The organism is Beijerinckia sp. 28-YEA-48, assembly GCF_900104955.1.
In the GTDB taxonomy this organism is placed as follows: Bacteria; Pseudomonadota; Alphaproteobacteria; order Rhizobiales; family Beijerinckiaceae; genus Terripilifer.
Genome location: NZ_FNSI01000001.1, coordinates 704,329 through 725,530 on the forward strand (window position 1 = coordinate 704,329; position 21,202 = coordinate 725,530).

Sequence of the window (21,202 nt, forward strand, 5' to 3'; positions counted from 1 at the left end):
GCGTGAAGCATCACGGCTTCTGGTTCGGATAGGTGGCGAATTCCGCGTGATAAAGTTCGCCATCCTTACGTTCGACGCGGCGGATATAAATGTTCTGTACCGGCTCGCGGGTCTGCGCATCGATGGTCAGCGGACCGCGCGGGCTTTCCCATGACAGGCCCTTGAAGGCTTCGATGAGTTTCGGGCCTGCGCTGTCGCCACTGGTCTTGGTCAGAGCCGCATAGACCGCATGCAGGCCGTCATAGCCGCCGACGGCGATGACATTCGGGCGCGCGTCATTGTTGGCCTTGCGATATTCCGTGACAAACTTCTTGTTTTCGGCTGAGTCATGGGCGGCCGAATAATTGTAGGAGGTGACGGAGCCGAGTACGCCGTCGCCCATAGCATTCAGCTGTTCGTCATCGAAGGCATCGCCCGGGCCGATGACCTTGATGCCAGCTTCCGGCAAACCGCGATCGAGCACCTGGCGCATCACCGAGCCCGCCACGGGCGCCGGTACGAAGAGCATCAGTGCATCAGGTTTCAGATCCCTGGCGCGTTGCAGGAAGGGCGCGAAATCCGGATTGACGAGTGGAGCGCGCAATTGCTCGAGCACCTTGCCGCCCTTCTCCTCGAACTTCGCCTTGAAGGCGTTCTGCGCGTCGAGCCCGGGGCCGTAGTCGGAGACCATCGATACGACGGTCTTGATGCCATTGGCGGCGGCCCATTCGGCGCCGGGTGCAGTCTGTTGCGGCAGAGTAAAGCTGACGCGCACGAAATAGGGCGAGGCGGCGACAATGGAGGCGGTGCCTGCCACCATGATGACAGCTGGAACCTTGGCCTGGGTGATGAGCGGGCCAACGGCGATCGCCAGCGGCGTCAGGCCGAAGCCGCTGATGACGGCGGCCTTGTCGTTGACGATCAGTTCCTGGGCGAGGCGGCGAGTGACATCGGCCACGCCGGTATCGTCGCGCACCAGAAGTTCGATCTTTTTGCCAGCGACCGTGTCGCCATGGAGCGCCATGTAGAGTTTGGCGCCGGCAACCATCTGCCGGCCTGCGGCGGCCTGCGGGCCGGTCATTGGCGCGATCAAGCCAACCTTCACCACGTCTTGTGCTTGCGCCGTTGCACCTGCGGCAATGAGGCTGGCGGCTGCCAGCACAGGGGCGATCATCTGTTTCATCATAGTCCTCGTCTTGGTCAGGGGTATTGTTGTGGAGAGTGTGCGCCGATCAGTCTTCTTCGGGCTGATGGCGCGGTGAAAGGTCGGCGCTGCGCGTCGTTTGGCTGCGCGTCAGCCGCATGCTGCGTTTCTGCGAATAGATATGTTCGCGGAACAACGCTTCGGCGCGGCTGCCTTCGCCAGCGTCGATGGCATCGACGATGGCGTGATGCTGGCGATGCGCATGCCAGAGCGCGTCGAACATTTCCGGCAGGCCGTGTCGGTCGAAGGCTATTGCCGCCGGGGAGGCGAAGGGGATGCGATCGATGCGTTCCAGCGTGTCGCGCGCGAAGCTATGTTCGGCGGCGTCGGTGATGCAGCGATGGAATTTGAGATTGACGCGGCTGTAGGTCGCTTCATCCGCTTCGATCAGATGACGCTTGGCGAAAATCTCGTCGCCCTCGGCCAGGCTGTCGCGCAGGGTGCGCATCAGCGCGCGGGAAGCGCCGCGCTCGGCCACGATGCGCGCCGCCAGGCCTTCGAGCGCGCCGCGCACTTCGACGGCTTCGAGAATTTCCAAAGTGGTGAAGGCGCGCACCGAATAGCCGCGTGCGCCGGCAGGAACGAGCAGGCCTTCTTCGGCGAGAACCGGCAGGGCTTGGCGAACAGGTGTGCGGGACAGGCCGAGCATGTCGGCGACGCCGGCCTCAGCCAGGCGCTCGCCCGGTGCGAGCTGGCCCTGGAGGATCATCTCACGGATTTTCATCACTGCTTGGGACTGCTGCGTCATAGCGCTCCCTCCAGGCCCCGCCCTTTGTTGACGCGACCCTAGGCAATGGGATCCCATTTTGTCAAACGGGGTCCGAATAGGGCGCATGGCCTGTGGACGGGCGGATGGACGAAGCTTGGCGGGAGGGCTATCACGCAAGACAAATCGGGAGGATGTCGTGACCCCAGTCTTATCGCTGCCCCGCCTTTTCCTTAGCGTCGGCGCCGTGCAGGCCTTGCCGCAGGCTTTGATCGAACTTGGCGTGAGCCGGCCGCTCTTGGTCAGTGACCGTAATCTCGCTGCCTGCGGCGTGCTTGGCCATGTCGAGGCCGTGCTGAAGGGCAAGAGCGGCTATGCGGTGTTCGATGCCATCCCGGAAAATCCCACGTCGGCCGGTGTTCTCGCGGCGCTCGCCGCCTATCGCGACAACCGATGCGATGGCGTCGTCGCCATTGGCGGCGGGTCGGTGATCGATAGCGGTAAAATGCTGGCGCTTCTGGCGGTTCAAGGTGGTGTGCCGGAGGATTATCTGGGCGCTGCCGACAAGGTGAAAGCCGTTGCGCCACTGATCGTTCTGCCGACCACGGCGGGCACGGGCAGCGAGGCGTCGCCCGCGTCCAGCATCCATCCGACCGCGAGCGAACGCGGTCTCGGGGTCGCCTCGCTCTTGCTGGTGCCGAAGGTGGCGATCTGCGATCCGGAACTCACCTACACCCTGCCACGACGCCTCACCGCGGCGACGGGCATGGATGCGCTCTCTCACTGCATTGAGGCGCTGTTCGCGGCGCCCGAAAACCCCATAGCTGAGGCCATGGCTTACGACGGGATTCGTCGCGTCAGCGGCTATCTGCGCCGGGCGGTTGAAAATGGACGGGATCCCGAAGCCCGGCTGCAGATCATGGCGGCGGCTTTCATGGGGGGCGTCGCTATCCACAAGGGGCTCGGGCCGGCCCATGCGATCGCCATTGCCTGCGGCGATCAGGACGTCAATCACGGAATTCTCAGCAATATCGGCGTCGTCGCCAGCCTCGATTTTGTGGCGACTCATGCGCCGGAGCGGGCCCGGCGCATGGCCATCGCCATGGGGCTGGCCGATGGGGTCTCCCTGAAGGCGGGTGTTATCGCTCTGTCACAAGATATTGGCCTGCCGCTGACCTTGAGCGCGGCCGGCTACACCGTGCGTGACATGAAAGAGGTTGCCCAAGCGGCTCTGGATACCCATTTTAACCGAACTGCGGCCCGCAAACCGACGCTTGATGATTATCGGGCGATGATCGGTTCGGTCACGTAAATGTCGCAGATCGTGTGGATTGCCCGTTTCTCGGTGGTACGGGTGAGGCGGAAATATCATTTTCCTTGCGATCCGCGCGAAAACTGCCTATCGAACCGCCGCCTTTCCGCCGCGCTCGTGCCATGGCGGATTTTAACTTTTGGGAACACCGGAAAGTACCATGGCGAAGGAAAAATTTGAACGGAACAAGCCGCATTGTAACATCGGCACGATTGGTCACGTTGACCATGGCAAGACGTCGTTGACGGCAGCGATCACGAAGGTTCTGGCCGAGAGCGGCGGAGCGAAGTTCACGGCGTATGATCAGATCGACAAGGCGCCGGAAGAAAAGGCGCGTGGCATCACGATCTCGACGGCGCATGTCGAATACGAGACGAAGAACCGCCACTACGCCCACGTCGATTGCCCGGGCCACGCCGACTATGTGAAGAACATGATCACGGGCGCGGCGCAGATGGACGGCGCGATCCTGGTCGTGTCGGCCTCCGACGGCCCGATGCCGCAGACCCGCGAGCACATCCTGCTGGCGCGCCAGGTCGGCGTTCCCGCGCTGGTCGTGTTCATGAACAAGGTCGACCTTGTTGATGATCCGGAACTGATCGACCTGGTCGAGATGGAAGTGCGCGAACTGCTGTCGAAGTACGACTTCCCGGGCGACGACATTCCGATCACCAAGGGGTCGGCGAAATGCGCGCTGGACAACACCAACCCGGAAATCGGCCATGACGCCGTTCTGGCGCTGATGCAGACGGTTGACGACTACATTCCGCAGCCGGAGCGTCCGATCGACCAGCCGTTCCTGATGCCGGTTGAAGACGTGTTCTCGATCTCGGGTCGTGGCACGGTGGTGACCGGTCGCGTCGAGCGCGGGATCGTGAAGGTTGGCGAAGAAGTCGAAATCGTCGGCCTGAAGGACACCGTGAAGACGATCGTGACGGGCGTCGAAATGTTCCGCAAGCTGCTCGACTCGGGGCAGGCTGGCGACAACGTCGGCTGCCTGCTGCGCGGCACGAAGCGCGAAGACGTCGAGCGCGGCCAGGTGCTGTGCAAGCCGGGTTCGGTGAAGCCGCACACGAAGTTCAAGGCCGAAGCCTACATCCTGACGAAGGATGAAGGTGGTCGCCATACGCCGTTCTTCACGAACTACCGTCCGCAGTTCTACTTCCGCACGACGGACGTGACGGGCATCGTGACCCTGCCGGAAGGCACGGAAATGGTGATGCCGGGCGATAACGTGACGATGGACGTGGCGCTGATCGTTCCGATCGCGATGGAAGAGAAGCTGCGCTTCGCCATCCGTGAAGGCGGCCGCACCGTTGGCGCCGGCGTCGTCGCCAGCATCGTTGAGTAACTGCATCGTCGAATAAATTCGACGCAAGAATGCCGCATATCGCGGATTAAAAGGGGGGCCTTCGGCTCCCCTTTTTGTTTGTTTTGGCGTTGAATGGGGCGGCGGCAAGGGGTCTTCATTTTGAGGCGTCTTTGGGGCGTTTGACACAGTCAAGCGGCGGAACGCTATAGTGGCTGACGGGCAGGAGCTTGTGATGATCGTTTCGACTACCAATGACATTTCCGGTTACAAGGTTGTCCAGCATCTGGGTGTCGTGCGTGGCATCACCGTGCGGTCGCGCTCTGTCGTCGGCAATTTCGTCGGTGGCGTGCAGTCGCTCTTCGGCGGCAAACTGTCGGTCTATGTGAATTTGGCCGAAACCGCCCGGCAGGAGGCTTTCGACCATATGGTTGAGCATGCGACCCAGGGCGGCGCCAATGCCATCATCGGCATGCGCTACGATGCCAATGAGATCATGGATGGAATCACCGAAGTGCTGGCCTATGGCACGGCGGTGCGGGTGGAACCGGCCTGAGCGTGGTTGTGACCCTGGGGGGACTGGGGTAGAGATGCCACTTGTGCAATGCACACGTCATTCGATCGTAGGACCGATGCAGACTGATTTTTTTCGCATGCCGGGACAGGATCCGCACAAGACGCGGGCGCGCGCCATTCTTGCAGCACATCCCGAGGTGCGCAGTCTGTTCGGCCGCAATCCCTGGACGGCGGCGATTACCTTAGGGATCGTCGCGGCGCAGACGGTTATCGCCTGTTACCTGGGCACGTTGGGCCTATCCTATTGGTGGCTGGCTGTGTTGGTGGCGCTGGTGATCGGCGTGTTCGCCAATCATGCGCTCTACGTGGTGATCCACGACGCGACCCACGAAACAGTCTTTCGCAGCCGTTTCCTCAACCGGATCGTGCTGATCGTCGCCGATCTGCCCAATGTGGTGCCAGGCGCCATGGGCTTTCGCGGCTATCATAAGCTCCATCATTCCGGCCGCAGCCACTATGACGGCGATCCCGATCTGCCGAACGAGTGGGAGGCGCGGCTGGTGCGCGACGTCTGGTGGCGCAAGGCGATCTGGCTGTTCTGCTTCCCGTTCCTGCAGATTTCACGGGTGCACCGGGTGCCGCCGGTCAATCTGTTCAGCGCCTGGTCTATCGCCAGCTATGTGGCCGCCGCTGCCTACGCGCTGTCGATCTGGTATTTTTTTGGCCTGAATGGTGTGGTCTATCTGTTCGCCTGTTTCTGGTTTTCGACCGGCCTTCACCCTCTGGGTGCGCGCTGGATTTCCGAGCACTACACGCTCGATCCGAATCAGGACACGTCGAGCTATTACGGGCCGATCAACAAAGTCGCTTTGAATATCGGCTACCACAACGAGCACCACGATTTTCCCCGCGTGCCGTGGAATCGGTTGCCGCAATTGCGGGCCATGGCGCCGGAATTTTACGACAACCTGGCTGTCCACACCTCTTGGACCCGGCTTTTCATCGATTTCCTGTTCGACCCGCGCTACACTTTGTTCGCGCGGGTGGTGCGCTCCGGCTAGCCGACGGTGGTTTTTGGGATCGTCGCGGCTGAAAATGCGCTGGAGCGGCCGCGATCCCCGTTGCAATCCGTCGGCGAATGCGGCAAGAGAAGCCGCCTGACGGCACACAGGAGTGTAGCTCAACTAGGTTAGAGCGCCGGTCTCCAAAACCGGAGGTTGCGGGTTCGATTCCCTCCACTCCTGCCATTGGCTTCTTGCCATTGATATAGTTAAGCTTTCCGCTGATTTTCGTCTCGTAGGTTGGCCCAAGGCCTCGCCAGCATTTGCCGGCGAGGAGCGAGCCTTCGCATCGAGGCGCTTAGTGGTGCCGGTGACCACCGAAAGCGCCACGGGACGGCATGGCCGGACGGACGACGCCACCACCGCGCCAGCCACCACCTCGCCATCCACCGCCATAGACCCGGCCGCCGTAGGGCCGATAGATCGGGCGGTAGCCGCCGTAATATCCATAGCCATATCCGGAACCGTAGACCGGATAGACCGCAGGCGAAGGGCCATAATACCCATAGCCGTAACCAGTACTGTAGCCGCCGTAACCGGGGCCTGCCGGAACGCAGCCGGTGAGGGAAAGAGCGCCAGCGGCGACCAAGGTTACAATGGCGGCGGATTTGATCAGAGACGATTTGATCAGCGGCAATTTGTTCAGAGACATGGCAACGCCCTCACGAACCAAATTAAGACGCTGGGAGCATGATCCCGTGCCGCCACCATGTCCAGCTTGTTGCGCTCGCTGGTTGTTGCAACGCGCGGACGTCGCCGTTCGAGTGTCAGTCTGTTTGGCGACAGAACGCGCCCTGCGGGTTAAAGTAGGGCCGCCATCGCCGAGCTTTCACAAAGCTCCTTGATCAAAAAGGGCCACGGTCATGGGCGGAAAACGCATTCTCGCAAAGCTGGTCTTTGTTGGGGTTTGCCTGGCTTGGTTGCCGGAGGTTTTCGAAAACGGTCTCGCGGCGGCCCCGCTTCACAAGGTCGTGACGTGTCCCTATTTGAAGGCGCCGGATTTGCAGTTCGACGTTCCTGCGAAACTTGGCGACGTGCCGAATATCGAATTTGATTATCCGGCGAAGGTTACACGATTTAGCTTGCGCGACGGAAGTCTCTTGTTGGTGGCTATGGATGAGGGCGAGCCTTCCCGCGTTAGGATCGTGGTTTCAGCTCAGCTCAACAAAGCCAAGAGCACCTATGACGGCCAGATCATGGTCGATATGGGAGGCAATCAGTTGCAGCTCTACAACGGCCCCGTCAGATGCAAGGTCGATGCGTCTGCCCGGTAGAGCGGGGCGGAGTTCTTGCGTTTTTGAAGGGTGCTTTTGTCACGCGAACCGCACCTCTTCACGGCAATCGCACATCGTTCTACGATGCTCTAATCTTCGTCGCCGTCGTCATCTTCATCGTCTTCGCTGGTGAAGTTTTGCGTGTAGGCATTACAGCCAGCGCGGAAGGCGTCGTCGAAGCTGTCGCAACGGTAGCCTTCGGTAACGTGATTGCGCAGTGCCCAGAAGTATCCAGCGGAGAATCCGTCGCCTTGTTCTGGTGCCCACTGGGCGGATGCGGGTTGTACAGCGCTCAAAAGAAGGGACATCGCGGCCGGAGCGAAAACTTTCATCGAGAACCTCAATTGACTTGCCCGCACAGCGATTCTTTAGAGGACCACTAGGGCAACACGATGTCGCTTCGCTGACGGCAGGCTGAATGTATGGCTGTGCCTGCCGAGGTTTCAGGCAAATGGTATTTCTCTCGAAACGCAATTTGCTTTAGTCGCGCTCGTCCCCTCGGACGCGCCGAATGAGTCCGCGACAACTGACAAATAGAACAAAGAAAAAGGTCACAAGCAGGCCCAATATGCCGATGCTTGTGCACACGAACATCAATGTTTCTTGCACTAAGACCACGCGTACTCAAAATCTCGGTGGGGTTTTGGGACTGGGCGGTCGAGAATCAAAATAGCCAAGCGCCCCATGATTGCATGCCTCTTGAACTATGGTCTTCTTGGCGAATGTGTGTCCAGTCGGGGCAAACGAACCTGTGGGGCCGGTCGGTTCGGCGCGGGGGCGTGGATTTAACACCAGCCCGCTGAGCCTCCATCGTGGCGCGAAAGCCAACAATTTTAGTGATTTCGATTTCGCGGTGTTGACGGGTCCTGGGGCATGGTCCAGCGACGACGGAGTTTCTGAATGAAAACGCTGATCTTGCTTGCCGCTGCCGCCGCCCTTGTGTCTGCCACCGTCGCTGAGGCGAAAGGTGGGCGAATCCGGTTCGGTGGACCGCGGGCCTCCGCGCCGGCGCCCAAGCCGCAAGCTTTGCCGCAGCCTGTCCAGCCGCGTGCGTCGGGTTCGTCCGGTGGGTTGATCATTGTGCCGGTCATGGGGTCCAGCCGGGCCTCGGCCGCGCCGTCTGATCAGCGCCGCGGGCTGCAGTCACAGGATTGGCGGGCGCCTGAAGCACGCCAGCAGGCGACACCGGAATGGTTCAAGGCCGCCGCCGCCGAGGCGGCGCGAAGTGCCTCTTCGCGCGAGCAATCGGCGCTTGTGCCGCGCCCGCAGAAGGCGGGTTTCCAATGTCCGCCTGCGCAACTCGCAGGCGGCTTCTGCGTCTTGAACTGACCTCGCCAGCGGCATCGCTGAAATCCTTCTCATCTGGCATGATCGACACAGAGTCGTCGTGCCCGCCATATCTCATGGCGGGGAGAAGGATTGTGCCGGCGCATGGAAATTTTTGAGTGGATCATCATCCTGCTGCTTGGCGCGGCGCTGCTGACCATGTTGGCGCGCCGACTGGGCGCGCCTTATCCGACATTCCTCGCCATCGGCGGTGTCCTGATCGCCTTTGTGCCCAACAGTCCGCAATGGACGCTTGATCCGCACCTGGCGCTGGCGCTGTTCGTGGCGCCGGTGCTGGTTGATGCTGCTTTCGATACGTCGCTGCGCGATCTGCGTGACAATTGGCTGCCAGTCGCCGGACTCGTGCTCATGGCGGTGGTTCTGACGACGGTCATTGTCGCCGTCACCGTGCGTTGGTTGACGCCTGGCATGTCGTGGCCCGTGGCGATCGCCTTGGGCGCCATCGTCGCGCCGCCCGATGCGGCGGCAGCTGCGGCGATCATGCGCCAGGTCAACCTGCCGCATCGGCTGTTGAAAATTCTTGAAGGCGAAAGCCTGCTCAACGATGCAAGCGCCCTTCTGATTTACAAGCTGGCTCTGATGGCTGTCGTTGCCGGCGGACTGTCGGCCAACAGTTTCACGCCTGTTCTGCTGCTGACGCTGTTAGGCAGCGTCGCCGGCGGCTTTCTCTGCGCTGTCGTCTTTCGCCCGTTGACGAGCCGGATCGAAGATGTCCCGACGGCGTTGATCGTTCAATTCGTGGCGACTTTCGGCATTTGGATTTTCGCCGAAAGAATCGGTCTCTCCGGCATTCTGACCATCGTCGTCTATGCGATGACGATCGCGCGGATCGGTGGTGTGCGCATGCCGGCGCGACAGCGCGTGCCGGTCTACGCTGTTTGGGAAACGGTGGTCTTCATTCTCAATGCTTTCGCCTTCGTCCTCATCGGCATGCAGTTGCGGCCGATCTGGGAGCGGTTGTCGGCGGATCTGCGTTTTGAATATGTGGTGACAGCCGCGACTGTTCTACTTGTCACCGTTCTCGTTCGCTTCGCCTGGGTGATGAGCTACAACAAGCTCATTCGCATGCGCATCGCCCGCCGTGGCTTTCATCCGCGCCGGCCGATGGCGGAGCCGACCTTGGGCGGTGGCATCGCCATCTCCTGGGCCGGCATGCGCGGCATCGTCACCCTGGCGGCGGCTTTCGCGATCCCCGAGACCTTGCCCGGTGGCGCACCGTTTCCTTATCGCGATCTGATTTTGCTGACGGCTTTCGGTGTGGTGCTTGGCACGCTGGTGATCCAGGGGCTGACGTTGAAGCCGTTGATCCGCTGGCTCGGCCTCACCGACGACGACCCTGTCGGCCGCGAAGTCACGCTGGCGCGGACGCAGGCCTATCAGGCGGCTCTACGCACGATCGAGGGCGACAAGACGATGCATGGAGCGATCCTGCGCAAGGAATACAATGCCGCTATTGAGTTGAACGAGACCAATTTCGACGCCTCCGGTGAGAGACCTGGCGGACCTTTGCGTCGTGAGGCAATCGCGGCGGCGCGCGAACGCGCTATTGCGCTGCGCCGTCAAGGCGTGATCGGCGACGACGCCTATCACATCCTCGAAGAGGAGTTCGACTGGGCCGAGATGAGCGCCGGCAGAGCTAGAGCAACTTAAAACGTGAGAGGCGGGAAAGTTCCTTTGATTTGCCCTTGCATGGGGTTGTTCCTCAGAATCTCGCGAGCCCCCCCTCTGAACGCGATCATGGGCCCCTCGCCAGCGGTTGCTCCCTAATAGCTCGGCTTTCGATAGTCCGTCCGATCCAAGAGCCTTTCTCCCATGCCGGCCCACGACGCTTGCCGCAGTGAAACCGTGTCCAAAGATACGAAAGGAGGGCGGCGGAATTATGCCGTTATTCTTTATCGAGGTGTCTGCGGCGTGACGCTCTAACGAGCAGTCAGTGCCGCCGACAGATCGAGACCCTTGCCGAGCGCATAGACCGTCCGGCTCACAGGCACGGGCTCGCCGAGCCGATCGGCGATCTCGACGATGCAGCCGAGGAGGCCGTCGATCTCAAGCCGCCGGCCAGCGTCCGCATCTTCGAGCATGGAGGTGCGAAAATTGCCGAGCCTGGCGGTGATGATGAGGCGCTCGGCGGCAGGCATCTGCGCGGTCATGCCAAGGCGACGGCCAACGGCTTCGAACTCGGCCATCATCGCCAGCAGGAGCTCGCGCAGGACCGGTGTTTCCAGCAGCGGCGTCGCCGACAGACGCGTCAGGGCGCTCAGCGGATTGGTGTTGGAATTGCCGGCGAGCTTCATCCAGATCTCAGCGCGGATATCGCTGGTGATCGGACAGGGGGCGCCGCCACGTTCGACGATGGCCGCGAAGGTGCGCGTGAGGTCCGAGGTCTGGCGTGTGGCATCGCCGATGATGAGCCGATCGATTTTGACTGCACGGATCACGCCCGGGCTCTCGACACGGGTCGAGGCATGCACGACGGCGCCGATGGGGTGGCACGGGGCGAAGGCCGTGGCGATGGCGTCATCGGGATCGATGCTGCGCAACGGATCGCCCGCCAATGGGCCGCCGTCGAGAAACCACCAGGGCAGGCCGTTCATCGCGGTCATGATCGCTGGCCCTTTGGCCAGGACGGGGGTGACGCTGCGCGCGGCCTCGGCCAGCGCATGGGTTTTGACGCTGAAGAGGATGAGGTCTGGCGTCGGCAGTTCTGTCGGATTGGCGGCGGCCGCCAGTTGATAGGTTGAGGTCGCCTCGCCCTCGCGCAACGTCAGGCCTTGCCGCCGCACCGCGTCGAGGGTGGCGCCGCGCGCCAGCAGCGAGACATCGGCGCCGCCGCGCGCCAGAACAGCGCCCAGCCAGCCACCGATGGCGCCAGCGCCGACAATCATGATCTTCATGGTGGGCCTATTGACGGTAGCTGTGATCGACTTTGTCGATCTGGCGCACGAGCGCATTGAAAACATCGACGCCGGCGCCATAGGCGGCATCGAACTGTAGGGAGACCCGTGCGCATTGTTCGAGGACGTTGTTTGGGATCGGAAGCAACGGTCCCAACGCTTGCGCGGCGACCTGGATGTCGCAGGCGCGCTGTACGGTCCACAGATAGGAGAAGGCTTGCGGCAAGGTTTCGCCCCAGGCCAGAAGGCCGTGATTGCGTAGGATCAGGACGGGCTTGCCGTCGAGGCTCGCCAGCATGCGCGGCCCCTCGTCGGCATTGACCGTAATGCCCTCGAAATCGTGGTAGGCGACGCGGCCGTTGAGTTGGGCTGCGTAAAAATTGGTCATCGACAGGCCATCTTGGAGGCAGGCAACGGCCGAGCCGGTGGTCGTGTGCGTGTGCATGACGCAATGCGCCGTATCGATATGGCGATGGATGGTCGAATGCGGGGCAAGGCCGGCCGGATTGATCGGATAATTCGAGTCGGAGAGCTTGTTGCCGTCGAGATCGATCTTGATGAGGTTCGACGCCCGGACCTCGGAATAGTGCAGGCCGAACGGGTTGATGAGGAAATGCCGCTCGGGGCCCGGCACGCGCAAGGTGATGTGGTTGTAGATCAGCTCGGTCCAGCCGAGATGAGCGAAAATGCGATAGCAAGCTGCGAGCTGAACGCGCGCGACCCATTCCTCGCGGCTCACGCCTTTCAGTCGTGTCTCGCCATAATCAATACTGATCTCATGCCCAGCCATGCGCCCTCCGTCGATCTGTCTGCTCATAGTTTCACATTTGCGCGCTGATTTCGATGACCGCCTGAGGTCAATCTCTCCTTGCGTCTCGCAAACGTGATGAAAGGCAGGGGATGGCGGCCTGTCGGCATGTTGCATGCTTGGGTGTAGGGACCACATGATGTTGTGGAGGGGCGGTTGGCAGGTGAGTCATGTGCTGCCTGCCCAGACACGAGCGAGGTCGCGAGATGACGCTGCCCAGAATCGCCGCCGTTGCCGCGGCCGTGCTTATGGCTGCCATGCCGGTTCGCGCCGGCGCCATCGAGGGCACGTATCGGGTGGAAGGCAAAAACCCTTCCGAGGGCAGCAGCTATTCCGGCGAGGCGCAGATCAAGCAGACCGGGCAAACCTTCGCGGTGATCTGGCGGATCGGCCAGTTGCGCCAGATCGGGACCGGCGTGGTGATCGATAATGTGTTTTCGGTGGTTTTTCAGTCGATCGTGCCGGGGAGGCCGGCCGGACGACCGGGAATCGCCGTGTTTCAGATCGATAACGACCAGATTCGCAGCGGCATCTGGTCAACCCTGGGGGACGACGTGACCGGGCAGGAGGTCTGGACCGCGTCCGACCGGCATTGATCCGGGAGTGTCGATTCTGGCGCTCAGAAAAGGCGTTCAGAAAAGGCTTGGCGTCGTCCGTAAGTGCCGCTATAAGCCCTCCGTTGTGGCGCGCGACCTCCCGGTCCCGCGCCGCGATCATTTTCGGGAGTCGGCGCGTCAGCACTGGCGTAAAGGCTTCCGGCAGCAGAGATAAGCAATGGCCAATCCGTTTGAATTTCTTCAGCAGGTCCGCTCGGAAGCGTCCAAGGTCACGTGGCCGACGCGCCGGGAAACGCTGATTACGACCGGCCTCGTGCTCTTGCTGGTGGTCGCGTCGAGTTTGTTTTTCGTCGCCGTGGATCAGAGCATCCGTCTGATTCTGGCCTTCATTCTCTCTCTCGGCAAGTGAGCTGGATTTAACCCATGCCTATGCGTTGGTATATCGTTCACGCCTATTCGAACTTCGAGAAGAAGGTCGCTGAATCCATCCGCGAATTTGCCGCTCAGCGCGGTCTCGCGGATAAATTCGAGGAAATTCTGGTTCCGACCGAGAACGTCGTGGAAGTGCGTCGGGGCCGCAAGGTCAACGCCGAGCGCAAGTTCTTCCCCGGCTACGTTCTGGTGAAGTGTGACCTGACCGACAACGTGTTCCATCTGATCAAGAACACGCCGAAGGTGACGGGCTTCTTGGGCGCCGACAACAAGCCGATGCCGATTTCGGACCTTGAGGCCGATCGGATCAAGGGGCAGGTTCAAGAGGGTGTCGAACACCCGAAACCGTCGATTTCCTTCGAAGTCGGCGAAACCGTGCGGGTGGCGGACGGTCCGTTCGCCTCCTTCAACGGCATTGTCGAGGAAGTCGACGAGGGCCGCTCGCGGGTCAAGGTCGCCGTGTCGATCTTTGGCCGTGCAACGCCGGTCGAATTGGAATTCGCGCAGGTCGAAAAGACCTGAGCGGAAACCCTGCCCAGTCGGGCAGGGCAGACGTGGCGGACATGCCTGGAGGCCATCCGGGAGATCATGTCGGACCACGGACTTCAACCGTCGCACGGCCGTGCCGTGACGACATTGTGTGGAGACTATTATGGCAAAGAAGATCGCGGGTTACGTGAAGCTTCAGGTGCCGGCCGGGGCGGCCAATCCGTCGCCGCCGATCGGCCCCGCGCTGGGTCAGCGCGGCCTGAACATCATGGAGTTCTGCAAGGCCTTTAACGCAAAGACCGCGCAGCTGGAGAAGGGGACGCCGATTCCGGTCGTCATCACCGCCTACCAGGATCGTTCGTTCACCTTCGAAATGCGGCAGCCGCCGGTCACCTTCTTCCTCAAGAAGGCGGCGAATCTGAAGATGGGCAAGAAGCCGGCTTCCGGTTCCAAGACCCCGGGCCGTGGTTTCGTCGGTCAGGTGACGAAGGCCCAGGTGCGCGAAATCGCCGAGAAGAAGATCGTTGACCTCAACTGTCACACGATCGAATCGGCGATGTCGATGATCGAAGGTTCGGCGCGGGCCATGGGCCTGCAGGTGGTGGAGTAAGACGATGGCTGATGGAAAGCGCATCAAGAAGGCGCGCGACGGTATCGATCGCGTCAAGCTCTATCCCCTCGACGAGGCGATCAAGCTGGTTAAGGACCGGGCCGCCGCCAAGTTCGACGAAACCGTCGAAATCGCGATGAACCTCGGCGTTGATCCGAAGCATGCGGACCAGATGGTTCGTGGCGTCGTCAATCTGCCGAATGGCACGGGCCGTACCGTGCGCGTGGCGGTGTTCGCCCGTGGCGCCAAGGCTGACGAAGCCAAGGCGGCGGGTGCCGACATCGTTGGTGCCGAAGAACTGGTCACCATCGTCAACGGCGGCACGATCGATTTCGATCGTTGCATAGCCACCCCGGACATGATGGGCCTGGTCGGTCGTCTCGGTAAGGTGCTGGGCCCGCGCGGCCTGATGCCGAACCCGCGCGTCGGCACGGTGACCATGGATGTGGCCGCGGCCGTCAAGGCCTCGAAGGGCGGCGCTGTTGAGTTCCGTGTCGAGAAGGCCGGCATCGTGCAGGGCACGGTCGGCAAGGTCTCGTTCGGCGCTGAAAAGCTGTCCGAGAACGTCAAGGCCTTCGTCGATGCGGTCGCTCGCGCCAAGCCGGCAGGTGCCAAGGGCACCTATATCCAGCGTGTCGCAGTGTCCTCGACTCAGGGCCCGGGCGTGAAGGTCGATCCGACCACCGTCGTGACCCAGGGCACCGTCGGCGCCTAAGGCAAGATGCGTTTCCCCGGAAACGCATTTTTTGACCCATTGTTCGATCTCGCATCTTTTCCGGCGCCACCCCCTTGTGGAGGCGTCGGAATAGGTCTAGATAGGCAATCCGGGGCCGATCGCGATTTGCGGCCCCTTTTCAGATTCAGCTTCCGTGCGTTCGCGCCTTTCCAAAGGACAGGTTCGTGCGCGCGGTGGATAGGCCGGCGGATATCAGGCGATAAGCCAGGTATCATGTTCGGCCATGTCCTGTCCGAGACTGCCGGCGCGGCGAGGTTTACCTAGCTGCTTAATTTCACGACGGTTTCCCCGGATTTTTCCGGAGAACGGTGAGGCCTGCATAGACGGGGAAGACCGGATTTTTGGGCTGCGGCTTTGCTGCAGTCGATGTGATTTGGTTCGAACCTTCTGTCCGGTGGCGAGACCATCGCTCCGGGGACAGGCATCGGATGCCGGATTGATCCATTGCGGGTCGTTCGGTTCATGCAACCGGCGGGGTTCGCCCCGCCAACCGGAGAGTGCAGAGTGGACAGAGCGGGTAAGAGAGAGCTCGTCGCGGAACTCGGCGGTGTCTTCAAGAAGACTTCCGTCGTGGTCGTGGCGCACTACTCCGGCCTGACCGTCGCCCAGCTTCAGGATCTGCGTAAGCGGATGCGTGCAGCTGGAGCCTCGGTGCAGGTCGCCAAGAACCGCCTCGCCAAGATCGCCCTCGATGGCACTGACGTCGCCTCCATCGCGCCCCTGCTCAAGGGGCCGACCCTGATCGCCTATTCGGAAGATCCGGTGGCGGCGCCAAAGGTCGCCGTGGCTTTTGCTAAGGATTTCGACAAGCTCGTAATCCTCGGCGGCGCTATGGGAACGACCGCCCTGAACCCGGATGGTGTGAAGTCGCTTGCGACCATGCCGTCCCTGGATGAACTGCGCGCCAAGATCGTTGGGCTCATCAATGCGCCCGCGACGAAGATCGCTCAGCTCTCCACCGCGCCTGCTGCCAAGCTGGCGCGCGTATTCGGGGCTTATGCCAAACGAGACGCGGCCTAACGAGGCCATCGCCTATTCATCAATGGTTTGAACCAATCTAGTCAAGGAACTGAAATATTATGGCAAATCTCGAAAAGATCGTCGATGACCTGTCGAGCTTGACCGTCCTCGAGGCGGCTGAACTCGCCAAGATGCTCGAAGAGAAGTGGGGCGTTTCGGCTGCTGCGGCTGTGGCCGTTGCTGCGGCTCCGGCCGGCGCTGCCGCCGCCGCTGCTGAAGAGCAGACTGAGTTCACCGTTGTCCTGGCTTCGGCCGGCGACAAGAAGATCGAAGTCATTAAGGAAGTCCGCGCCATCACCGGTCTGGGCCTCAAGGAAGCCAAGGACCTCGTCGAAGGCGCTCCGAAGCCCGTCAAGGAAGGCGTCAGCAAGGACGACGCTGCCAAGCTCAAGGCTCAGCTTGAAAAGGCTGGCGCCAAGGTCGAGCTCAAGTAATTCGACGGGGATCGCCAAAGGTTTTGCCGCAAGGCTTACCTCGCGCGGTCTCCTCTGAACGTCGACGGTCCCGGGGCTTTGCCGCCGGGGCCGTTAATCCTTTCTGGAAAACGCCTTATTCCCGGCGTATCCGGAGCTAAAAGACCGCTTCACCGCGGTGATTCCCGGGGTCCAACCCCAGCCGTGTGCATCTGGCATGCGGGATGTGCGCGGCCTCTCCCAGGCTGCCAACAGACGAGGTACGAGGAGCGATATGGCTCAAGCGTCGGCTCAAGCAACTCAGCAATCCTTCACTGGCCGCAAGCGTATCCGCAAGTTTTTCGGGCACATCCGCGAAGTAGCGGAAATGCCGAACCTGATCGAAGTCCAAAAGGCTTCCTATGATCAATTCCTCATGGTGGACGAGCCGCAGGGTGGCCGTGGCGATGAGGGTTTGCAGGCTGTGTTCAAATCGGTCTTCCCGATTTCGGATTTTTCGCAGACGGCCCTTCTGGAGTTCGTGCGCTACGAATTCGAGGCGCCGAAATATGACGTTGACGAGTGCCGTCAGCGCGGCATGACCTTTGCGGCGCCGCTGAAGGTCAAGCTGCGTCTGATCGTGTTCGACGTCGATCCCGATACCAACGCCCGTTCCGTCCGCGACATCAAGGAGCAGGACGTTTACATGGGCGACATGCCGTTCATGACCTTGAACGGTACGTTCATCGTCAACGGCACCGAGCGCGTTATCGTCTCGCAGATGCATCGTTCGCCTGGCGTGTTCTTCGATCACGACAAGGGCAAGACCCATTCGTCCGGCAAGCTGCTGTTTGCCGCGCGCATCATTCCCTATCGCGGTTCCTGGCTCGATATCGAATTCGACGCCAAGGACATCGTCTATGCGCGTATCGACCGTCGCCGTAAGATTCCGGTGACGTCGCTTCTGTTCGCGCTCGGCATGGACGGCGAGGAAGTGCTGAACACCTTCTACAAGAAGGTGAACTACACCCGTATCACCGACAAGAAAACCAAAGAGCATTACTGGCGCGTGCCCTACGATGCCGAGCGCATGAAGGGCGTGAAGGCGACGGTCGATCTGATCGACGCGGACACCGGCGAAGTCGTTATCGAAGCCGGCAAGAAGATCACCGTGCGCTCCGCACGCCAGCTCGCCGAGAAGGGCGTGAAGGCGCTGCGCCAGCAGGACGAAGATCTGTTCGGCCAGTATCTCGCCGAAGACATCTACGACCCGAGCACCGGTGAGATTTTTGCCGAAGCGGGCGATGAGATCACCGCCAAGACGCTTCCGCTGCTCATCGAGCATGCCGGTAGCGAGTTGGTGCTGCTCGACATCGATCACATCAACATCGGTCCCTACATCCGCAACACGCTCGCGGTCGACAAGAATTCGAACCGCGAAGAAGCGCTGTTCGACATCTATCGCGTGATGCGTCCGGGCGAGCCGCCGACGATCGAATCGGCGGAAGCGATGTTCCACTCGCTGTTCTTCGACTCCGAGCGTTACGACCTGTCGGCCGTCGGTCGCGTCAAGATGAACATGCGCATGGACCTCGATGCCGAGGACACGGTGCGCATCCTGCGTAAGGACGACATCATCGCCGTCGTGCGCGCGCTCGTCGACCTGCGTGACGGTCGCGGCGAGATCGATGACATCGACCATCTCGGCAACCGCCGCGTGCGCTCGGTCGGCGAACTGATGGAAAATCAGTATCGCCTCGGCTTGCTCCGCATGGAGCGCGCCATCAAGGAGCGCATGTCGTCGATCGATATCGACACGGTGATGCCGCAGGACCTGATCAACGCCAAGCCGGCGGCTGCCGCCGTGCGTGAGTTCTTCGGTTCCTCGCAGCTGTCGCAGTTCATGGATCAGACGAACCCGCTGTCTGAGATCACCCACAAGCGTCGCCTTTCGGCGCTTGGCCCGGGCGGTCTTACCCGCGAGCGCGCTGGCTTCGAAGTGCGCGACGTGCATCCGACGCATTACGGCCGTATCTGCCCGATTGAAACGCCGGAAGGCCCGAACATCGGTCTGATCAACTCGCTGGCGACCTTCGCTCGCGTCAACAAGTACGGCTTCATCGAGGCGCCTTATCGCAAGGTGCACGACGGTCAGGTGAGCGAAGAAGTCGCTTACCTGTCGGCGATGGAAGAGCAGAAGCATTACGTGGCGCAGGCCAACGTCGTCATGGACAGCAAGAACCAGCTGACCGAAGATCTCATCGTTTGCCGTCATGCGGGCGATGTCATCATGGTGCCGCGCGATCGCGTCGACTACATGGACGTCTCGCCGAAGCAGCTCGTTTCGGTCGCCGCGGCGCTGATCCCGTTCCTTGAGAACGACGACGCCAACCGCGCGCTCATGGGCTCGAACATGCAGCGTCAGGCCGTGCCGTTGGTGCGTACCGACGCGCCGCTGGTCGGCACGGGCATGGAAGCTGTCGTGGCGCGCGATTCCGGCGCCGCGATCGCGGCACGCCGGACGGGTGTCATCGATCAGATCGATGCGACGCGTATCGTTATTCGTGCCACGGAAGATCTCGACTCGGCTCGTCCGGGCGTCGACATCTACCGGCTGATGAAGTTCCAGCGTTCGAACCAGTCGACCTGTATCAACCAGAAGCCGTTGGTGAAGGTTGGCGACTTCGTGCGCAAGGGCGACATCATCGCTGACGGTCCGTCGACCGATCTCGGCGATTTGGCCCTTGGCCGCAACGTGCTCGTCGCGTTCATGCCGTGGAATGGCTACAACTTCGAAGATTCGATCCTGCTCAACGAGCGGATCGTCAAGGACGACGTGTTCACGTCGATCCACATTGACGAATTCGAAGTCATGGCTCGTGACACCAAGCTTGGTCCCGAGGAAATCACCCGCGACATTCCGAACGTTTCGGAAGAAGCGCTGAAGAACCTCGACGAAGCCGGCATTGTCTACATCGGCGCCGAAGTTCAGGCGGGCGACATCCTCTGCGGTAAGATCACGCCGAAGGGTGAAAGCCCGATGACGCCGGAAGAGAAGCTTCTGCGCGCCATCTTCGGCGAGAAGGCTTCGGACGTGCGCGACACCTCGCTGCGGGTGCCGCCGGGCGTGCAGGGCACGATCGTTGAGGTGCGCGTGTTCAATCGACATGGCGTCGATAAGGACGAGCGCGCTCAGGCGATCGAGCGTGAGGAAATCGAGCGTCTCGCCAAGGATCGCGACGACGAACAGGCGATCCTTGACCGTAACGTCTACGGGCGTCTCTCGGAAATGCTGAACGACAAGAAGGCGATCAGCGGTCCGAAGGGCTTCAAGAAGGAAACCGTGCTGACGCGCGAGATCTTCGAGGAGTATCCGCGCTCCCAGTGGTGGACGTTTGCCGTCGAAGACGATCACGTGATGAGCGAGATCGAAGCAATGCGTAAGCAGTACGACGAAGCGAAGAAGGGGCTGGAAAGCCGCTTCCTCGACAAGGTCGAGAAGCTGCAACGTGGCGACGAACTGCCGCCGGGCGTGATGAAGATGGTCAAGGTCTTCGTCGCTGTGAAGCGCAAGATCCAGCCGGGCGACAAGATGGCCGGCCGTCACGGCAACAAGGGTGTCGTGTCCAAGATCGTTCCGACCGAGGACATGCCGTTCCTGCCCGATGGTACCGCTGTCGACATCGTGCTCAATCCGCTCGGCGTGCCGAGCCGCATGAACGTCGGTCAGATTCTCGAAACCCATCTGGGTTGGGCTTGCGCCGGTCTCGGTAAGCAAGTCGGCGACACGGTGAATGCCTATCTTAAGGATGGCAACGTCAGGCCGCTGCGTGACAAGCTCACGGAGATCTACGGCAAGGACGAGACCGTCAAGTCGCTCGATGACAAGTCGCTGGTCGAGCTCGGCCAGAACCTGCGTCGTGGTGTTCCGATCGCAACGCCCGTCTTCGACGGTGCGCGCGAGAAGGATATCGTCGAGATGCTCGGCCAGGCCGGTTTGGCTTCGTCGGGGCAGGTGACCCTGTTCGACGGCCGCAGCGGTGAGCCTTTCGATCGTCAGGTGACGGTTGGCTACATCTACATGCTGAAGCTGCATCATCTTGTCGACGACAAGATCCATGCGCGCTCGATCGGCCCGTACTCGCTCGTCACGCAGCAGCCGCTGGGTGGTAAGGCGCAGTTCGGCGGCCAGCGCTTCGGTGAGATGGAGGTGTGGGCGCTCGAAGCTTACGGCGCGGCTTACACCTTGCAGGAAATGTTGACGGTGAAGTCCGATGACGTTGCCGGCCGCACCAAGGTCTACGAGGCGATCGTGCGCGGTGATGACGCGTTCGAGAGCGGCATCCCGGAGAGCTTCAACGTGCTCGTCAAGGAAATGCGCTCGCTCGGCCTCAACGTGGAGCTGGCTGTGACCAAAAAGATCGAGGGTTCGACGGCGGAAGCCGCGGAATAACGAACCCGTACCGGTGGCGGCCTTGGCCGCCACCTTTCACGACGCAATATGCTGCGGTCGCCAGGAGATCAAAGAGATCATGGCTGGTCGCAAGTCAGGAGAC

The 21,202-nt window shown here is 61.3% G+C and carries 21 protein-coding genes and 1 tRNA gene; 16 read left to right on the forward strand and 6 right to left on the reverse strand.

Features of this window, described 5'->3' with window-relative positions; all coding sequences use genetic code 11:
- Positions 1 to 10: 10 nt before the first annotated feature.
- Positions 11 to 1,165, reverse strand: coding sequence for an ABC transporter substrate-binding protein (locus BLW50_RS03275; protein WP_090697319.1), 1,155 nt, complete (start codon positions 1,163 to 1,165; stop codon positions 11 to 13).
- Between the two features lie 46 nt (positions 1,166 to 1,211).
- A complete protein-coding gene (locus BLW50_RS03280; protein ID WP_090697321.1) occupies positions 1,212 to 1,931 on the reverse strand; it encodes a GntR family transcriptional regulator in 720 nt (239 codons plus the stop codon).
- Between the two features lie 157 nt (positions 1,932 to 2,088).
- Here BLW50_RS03280 and BLW50_RS03285 point away from each other — a divergent pair, with 157 nt between their 5' ends.
- From BLW50_RS03285 to BLW50_RS03305, 5 genes are all read left to right on the forward strand, one after another.
- Positions 2,089 to 3,201: an iron-containing alcohol dehydrogenase gene (locus BLW50_RS03285; protein ID WP_170849965.1), complete on the forward strand. Its 1,113-nt coding sequence runs from the start codon at positions 2,089 to 2,091 to the stop codon at positions 3,199 to 3,201.
- A gap of 160 nt (positions 3,202 to 3,361) precedes the next feature.
- A complete protein-coding gene (gene tuf / locus BLW50_RS03290) occupies positions 3,362 to 4,552 on the forward strand; it encodes an elongation factor Tu (protein WP_090697328.1) in 1,191 nt (396 codons plus the stop codon).
- Positions 4,553 to 4,745: 193 nt separating this feature from the next.
- Positions 4,746 to 5,066, forward strand: coding sequence for a YbjQ family protein (locus BLW50_RS03295; protein ID WP_090708632.1), 321 nt, complete (start codon positions 4,746 to 4,748; stop codon positions 5,064 to 5,066).
- A gap of 76 nt (positions 5,067 to 5,142) precedes the next feature.
- Entirely contained in the window at positions 5,143 to 6,087 is a 945-nt protein-coding gene (locus BLW50_RS03300; protein WP_090697332.1) for a fatty acid desaturase, read from the forward strand.
- 108 nt (positions 6,088 to 6,195) lie between these two features.
- Positions 6,196 to 6,273 (forward strand) — tRNA-Trp (locus BLW50_RS03305).
- A 112-nt stretch (positions 6,274 to 6,385) separates the two neighbouring features.
- Here the strand turns inward: BLW50_RS03305 and BLW50_RS30990 are convergent.
- The gene (locus BLW50_RS30990; RefSeq protein WP_090697336.1) at positions 6,386 to 6,739 is read right to left on the reverse strand and encodes a hypothetical protein; all 354 of its coding nucleotides are present in this window, start codon (positions 6,737 to 6,739) and stop codon (positions 6,386 to 6,388) included.
- A 211-nt stretch (positions 6,740 to 6,950) separates the two neighbouring features.
- On the opposite strand from BLW50_RS30990, the gene BLW50_RS03315 reads away from it, so the two are divergent.
- Complete coding sequence (locus tag BLW50_RS03315; RefSeq protein WP_210186026.1) at positions 6,951 to 7,361, forward strand: hypothetical protein; 411 nt, start codon at positions 6,951 to 6,953, stop codon at positions 7,359 to 7,361.
- An 89-nt stretch (positions 7,362 to 7,450) separates the two neighbouring features.
- Here the strand turns inward: BLW50_RS03315 and BLW50_RS03320 are convergent, their stop codons facing one another.
- A complete protein-coding gene (locus BLW50_RS03320) occupies positions 7,451 to 7,693 on the reverse strand; it encodes a hypothetical protein (protein WP_090697340.1) in 243 nt (80 codons plus the stop codon).
- A gap of 568 nt (positions 7,694 to 8,261) precedes the next feature.
- Between BLW50_RS03320 and BLW50_RS03325 the strand changes: the two genes are divergently transcribed.
- Complete coding sequence (locus BLW50_RS03325) at positions 8,262 to 8,690, forward strand: hypothetical protein (RefSeq protein ID WP_090697343.1); 429 nt, start codon at positions 8,262 to 8,264, stop codon at positions 8,688 to 8,690.
- 102 nt (positions 8,691 to 8,792) lie between these two features.
- Positions 8,793 to 10,358, forward strand: coding sequence for a cation:proton antiporter (locus tag BLW50_RS03330; protein ID WP_090697346.1), 1,566 nt, complete (start codon positions 8,793 to 8,795; stop codon positions 10,356 to 10,358).
- Between the two features lie 269 nt (positions 10,359 to 10,627).
- On the opposite strand, the gene BLW50_RS03335 is transcribed toward BLW50_RS03330, so the two are convergent.
- Both BLW50_RS03335 and BLW50_RS03340 read right to left on the reverse strand, forming a co-directional pair.
- Positions 10,628 to 11,602 carry a ketopantoate reductase family protein gene (locus BLW50_RS03335; RefSeq protein ID WP_170849966.1) on the reverse strand — a complete coding sequence of 325 codons (975 nt, stop codon included), beginning with the start codon at positions 11,600 to 11,602 and terminating at the stop codon, positions 10,628 to 10,630.
- Between the two features lie 7 nt (positions 11,603 to 11,609).
- A complete protein-coding gene (locus BLW50_RS03340) occupies positions 11,610 to 12,392 on the reverse strand; it encodes a class II aldolase/adducin family protein (RefSeq protein ID WP_090697353.1) in 783 nt (260 codons plus the stop codon).
- A 224-nt stretch (positions 12,393 to 12,616) separates the two neighbouring features.
- Here BLW50_RS03340 and BLW50_RS03345 point away from each other — a divergent pair, with 224 nt between their 5' ends.
- The 8 genes from BLW50_RS03345 (at position 12,617) to rpoB (ending at position 21,099) form a co-directional block, all read left to right on the forward strand.
- Positions 12,617 to 13,006: a hypothetical protein gene (locus BLW50_RS03345; RefSeq protein ID WP_090697357.1), complete on the forward strand. Its 390-nt coding sequence runs from the start codon at positions 12,617 to 12,619 to the stop codon at positions 13,004 to 13,006.
- A 178-nt stretch (positions 13,007 to 13,184) separates the two neighbouring features.
- On the forward strand, positions 13,185 to 13,376 hold the full coding sequence (secE, locus tag BLW50_RS03350) for a preprotein translocase subunit SecE (RefSeq protein WP_090697360.1): 192 nt from the start codon (positions 13,185 to 13,187) through the stop codon (positions 13,374 to 13,376).
- Positions 13,377 to 13,390: 14 nt separating this feature from the next.
- Positions 13,391 to 13,921 (forward strand): transcription termination/antitermination protein NusG, encoded by a 531-nt coding sequence (gene nusG, locus BLW50_RS03355; RefSeq protein ID WP_090697363.1) that lies wholly within the window; start codon positions 13,391 to 13,393, stop codon positions 13,919 to 13,921.
- A 130-nt stretch (positions 13,922 to 14,051) separates the two neighbouring features.
- The gene (rplK, locus tag BLW50_RS03360) at positions 14,052 to 14,498 is read left to right on the forward strand and encodes a 50S ribosomal protein L11 (RefSeq protein ID WP_090697367.1); all 447 of its coding nucleotides are present in this window, start codon (positions 14,052 to 14,054) and stop codon (positions 14,496 to 14,498) included.
- 4 nt (positions 14,499 to 14,502) lie between these two features.
- Positions 14,503 to 15,213, forward strand: a complete 711-nt coding sequence (gene rplA, locus BLW50_RS03365) for a 50S ribosomal protein L1 (RefSeq protein WP_090697371.1) — start codon at positions 14,503 to 14,505, stop codon at positions 15,211 to 15,213.
- A 525-nt stretch (positions 15,214 to 15,738) separates the two neighbouring features.
- Positions 15,739 to 16,254, forward strand: coding sequence for a 50S ribosomal protein L10 (gene rplJ / locus BLW50_RS03370; RefSeq protein ID WP_090697375.1), 516 nt, complete (start codon positions 15,739 to 15,741; stop codon positions 16,252 to 16,254).
- 59 nt (positions 16,255 to 16,313) lie between these two features.
- Positions 16,314 to 16,688, forward strand: coding sequence for a 50S ribosomal protein L7/L12 (rplL, locus tag BLW50_RS03375; RefSeq protein ID WP_090697378.1), 375 nt, complete (start codon positions 16,314 to 16,316; stop codon positions 16,686 to 16,688).
- Between the two features lie 253 nt (positions 16,689 to 16,941).
- Positions 16,942 to 21,099 carry a DNA-directed RNA polymerase subunit beta gene (gene rpoB, locus BLW50_RS03380; protein WP_090697380.1) on the forward strand — a complete coding sequence of 1,386 codons (4,158 nt, stop codon included), beginning with the start codon at positions 16,942 to 16,944 and terminating at the stop codon, positions 21,097 to 21,099.
- Positions 21,100 to 21,202: the final 103 nt, after the last annotated feature.

What these genes read in the sequence shown, in the direction of transcription:
- BLW50_RS30990 (WP_090697336.1), bottom strand. Translation starts at nt 6,739, where the DNA reads ATGTCTCTGAACAAATTGCCGCTGATCAAATCGTCTCTGATCAAATCC.
- BLW50_RS03335 (WP_170849966.1), bottom strand. Translation starts at nt 11,602, where the DNA reads ATGAAGATCATGATTGTCGGCGCTGGCGCCATCGGTGGCTGGCTGGGC.
- BLW50_RS03280 (WP_090697321.1), bottom strand. Translation starts at nt 1,931, where the DNA reads ATGACGCAGCAGTCCCAAGCAGTGATGAAAATCCGTGAGATGATCCTC.
- BLW50_RS03340 (WP_090697353.1), bottom strand. Translation starts at nt 12,392, where the DNA reads ATGGCTGGGCATGAGATCAGTATTGATTATGGCGAGACACGACTGAAA.
- BLW50_RS03325 (WP_090697343.1), top strand. Translation starts at nt 8,262, where the DNA reads ATGAAAACGCTGATCTTGCTTGCCGCTGCCGCCGCCCTTGTGTCTGCC.
- BLW50_RS03275 (WP_090697319.1), bottom strand. Translation starts at nt 1,165, where the DNA reads ATGATGAAACAGATGATCGCCCCTGTGCTGGCAGCCGCCAGCCTCATT.
- BLW50_RS03330 (WP_090697346.1), top strand. Translation starts at nt 8,793, where the DNA reads ATGGAAATTTTTGAGTGGATCATCATCCTGCTGCTTGGCGCGGCGCTG.
- BLW50_RS03345 (WP_090697357.1), top strand. Translation starts at nt 12,617, where the DNA reads ATGACGCTGCCCAGAATCGCCGCCGTTGCCGCGGCCGTGCTTATGGCT.
- rpoB (WP_090697380.1), top strand. Translation starts at nt 16,942, where the DNA reads ATGGCTCAAGCGTCGGCTCAAGCAACTCAGCAATCCTTCACTGGCCGC.
- BLW50_RS03295 (WP_090708632.1), top strand. Translation starts at nt 4,746, where the DNA reads ATGATCGTTTCGACTACCAATGACATTTCCGGTTACAAGGTTGTCCAG.
- BLW50_RS03300 (WP_090697332.1), top strand. Translation starts at nt 5,143, where the DNA reads ATGCAGACTGATTTTTTTCGCATGCCGGGACAGGATCCGCACAAGACG.
- BLW50_RS03320 (WP_090697340.1), bottom strand. Translation starts at nt 7,693, where the DNA reads ATGAAAGTTTTCGCTCCGGCCGCGATGTCCCTTCTTTTGAGCGCTGTA.
- BLW50_RS03315 (WP_210186026.1), top strand. Translation starts at nt 6,951, where the DNA reads ATGGGCGGAAAACGCATTCTCGCAAAGCTGGTCTTTGTTGGGGTTTGC.
- rplL (WP_090697378.1), top strand. Translation starts at nt 16,314, where the DNA reads ATGGCAAATCTCGAAAAGATCGTCGATGACCTGTCGAGCTTGACCGTC.
- secE (WP_090697360.1), top strand. Translation starts at nt 13,185, where the DNA reads ATGGCCAATCCGTTTGAATTTCTTCAGCAGGTCCGCTCGGAAGCGTCC.
- tuf (WP_090697328.1), top strand. Translation starts at nt 3,362, where the DNA reads ATGGCGAAGGAAAAATTTGAACGGAACAAGCCGCATTGTAACATCGGC.
- nusG (WP_090697363.1), top strand. Translation starts at nt 13,391, where the DNA reads ATGCCTATGCGTTGGTATATCGTTCACGCCTATTCGAACTTCGAGAAG.
- rplA (WP_090697371.1), top strand. Translation starts at nt 14,503, where the DNA reads ATGGCTGATGGAAAGCGCATCAAGAAGGCGCGCGACGGTATCGATCGC.
- rplK (WP_090697367.1), top strand. Translation starts at nt 14,052, where the DNA reads ATGGCAAAGAAGATCGCGGGTTACGTGAAGCTTCAGGTGCCGGCCGGG.